Annotated in this window: 2 protein-coding genes; one reads left to right on the forward strand and one right to left on the reverse strand. The window is 66.7% G+C overall.

What is annotated here, in order from left to right; translation table 11 throughout:
• Window positions 1–602 (reverse strand): exodeoxyribonuclease V subunit gamma (locus H3O04_RS34905; protein ID WP_202589469.1); only part of this gene is annotated, 602 nt, incomplete at its 3' end.
• Between the two features lie 179 nt (window positions 603–781).
• Between H3O04_RS34905 and H3O04_RS34910 the strand changes: the two genes are divergently transcribed.
• On the forward strand, window positions 782–2566 hold a 1785-nt coding region (locus tag H3O04_RS34910), incomplete at its 3' end, for an FUSC family protein (RefSeq protein WP_202589470.1).

Here is a 2566-nt window from a genome sequence, read left to right on the forward strand (position 1 = left end):
AGGAAGCGGTGTGCCGGCGGCGTGCCGCTGTCGCTCAGCTCGGCGAGCAGCGCACGCCACAGCGCGGCCTGCCAGCGCTCGTCGTCGCGCGCGGCGTCGCTGATCCCGCGCGGCGCGGCGTCGCCCGCGAGCATCGATTCGCCGGCCTGCCACGCGGCCAGCCATTCGGGGCGATAGGTCAGGTAGTGATCGAGCACGGCCGCGACGCGATGGGCCAGTTCGTAGCGCATCGCATCGTCGGAGGCCGACAGATACGCGGCGAGCCGCGGCGACGCGAGCCACGGCGCACCATCGGCCGCCTGCGCGAACAGCCGGTAGCAGCGCCACACGAGCCGGTCGGGTGCGAACGGCGAGCGCGCGGGCACCGTCAGCACGCGGCCGATCTGCGCCCACAGCCACTGCGCGAGATAGGTGAACTCGACGTTCGCGCACACGCCATTGCGCGCGGCGATGTCGAGCTCGAGACGGCGGCGCAGCGCCGCGCTCGGCACGATGACCTGTTGCGGCGCCCACGGGCCGTTGCGGGCCGGGAACGCGGCCAGATCCTCGAGCAGCGCGTCGGCCAGCGTTTCGTGACGGTTCGAATAGAAGAGATGGAGCATGAGGCGGGCGTCGGAACCTCGCACCGACGGGGCCGGGCGAACAGGATGACCAAGGATAGCAAAGGGCCGCAGCCACGGCCATCGTCCGGACAGCCAGCTTTTGCGAGCCGCGAAATACGATAGACTCGTCGCCAGTCAATACGCCGCCCCGGCGTCTTCGTCTGTCATTCAGCCCATCGATGCGCTATTCGGTCGAAATCAGAAAGTTTTTCTACAGCCAGTACTTTTTCGGCGGCCTACGGATCGCGGTCGGCGTGTCGCTGCCGGCCGTGTTGTGCCTGATCGTGTTTCACAACCGGGAGCTCGGCTTCACGATCTCGACGGGCGCGCTCGGCGCGTGCGTGGTCGACATGCCGGGCCCGCTGAAGTACAAGCACAACGAAATGCTCGCGTGCAGCGTGATCGGCTTCCTGGCCGCGCTCGCGACCGGCCTCGCGACCCCGAACATCTTCGCGCTGTGGCTCACGATCGTGCCGCTCACGTTCGTGCTGTCGCTGATCGTCGTCTACGGCAACCGCTGGCCGCAGATCAGCTTCGCGACGCTGTTCATGATGGTGATGACGCTCGAGGAGAAGTTCACGCCGCTGCAGGCGTTCGTCAACGCCGGCTGGATTCTCGCGGGCGGCCTCTGGTACACGTACTGGGCCACGCTCGTGTCGCAATGGCAGGCGCGCCGGATCGAGCAGCAGGCGCTGGCCGAAAGCCTGTTCGCCTGCGCCGATTATCTGCTCGCACGCGCGCAGTTCTACGACCTCGACGCCGATCTCGACGAGTGCTACCGCAATCTCGTCGCCCGGCAGATCACCGCGGTCGAAACGCAGGAAACCGCGCGCGACATCGTGCTGCGCAACCTGCCGAAGCTGCGGCGCGGCAAGCTCGATCCCGGCCGCACGACGATGTACAACCTGTTCATCAACAGCGTCGACCTGCACGAGTTGTTCGTCGGCGCGCACACCGATTACCCGCTCGTGCGCAACACGTTCGGCGGCTCGGACCTGATCATTTTCTATCGCGACCTGATCCGCAAGGCCGCGGCCGATCTCGAGGAGGTCGGCCTCGCGGTGCTCGAAAACCGCGCGCCGCATTCGCACATCAGCGTGAAGGCCGAGCTGCGCGCGATCGAGTACGAGATCGAGTTGATGCGCAAGAAAAACTTCGCGGCCACCCACGCGGAAGCCTATGCGGCCGTGGTCGCGACGTTCCGGCGCATCTGGAGCGCGACGCGCCTGATCGACAGGATGCGCCGCAACCTGTCGGGCCACGCCGATCCGCAGCAAACCGAACTGAAGATCGACAAGGCGCTCACGCGCTTCCTGCAGCGCCGCCGCATGTCGCCGCTGCTGATCTTCTCGAACCTGAACATGCGCTCGCCGAGCTTTCGCCATGCACTGCGCGTGACGATCGCGGTGGCGGTCGGCTTCTGGATCGGCCGGCTGCTGCCGCTCACCAACGCGTACTGGATCGTGATGACGACCATCATCATCCTGAAGCCCGGCTATTCGCTGACCAAGCAGCGCAACGCGGCGCGTATCGTCGGTACGCTGATCGGCTGCGCGGCGAGCGTCGCGCTGATCTACACGGTCAAGGACACGCACCTGCTGATCGCGATCATGTTCGGGTCGATGGTGATGAGCTACAGCCTGCTGCTGTTCAACTATGCGGCGAGCGTCGTGTTCACGTCGTCGTACGTGCTGCTGATGTTTCACCTGCTCGCGCCGGGCAGCATGCGGATCATCGGCGAACGCGCGATCGACACGGTGGTCGGCTGCATGATCGCGATCGCCGCGAGCCGGCTGTTCCCGTACTGGGAATACCGGCTGATGGGCAAGCTCGTCACCGACATGCTGACGTCCACCCGCAAGTATTTCGAGGCCGTGTGGCGCGCCGGGCGCGGCATGTCGCCGCCGGTGCCGGTGCCGACCGCCGACGGGGCCGCCGTCGGGGATTCGATCGCGGCGGCGACG

This window comes from Burkholderia sp. KCJ3K979, assembly GCF_016759955.1.
Taxonomy (GTDB): domain Bacteria; phylum Pseudomonadota; class Gammaproteobacteria; order Burkholderiales; family Burkholderiaceae; genus Burkholderia; species Burkholderia orbicola.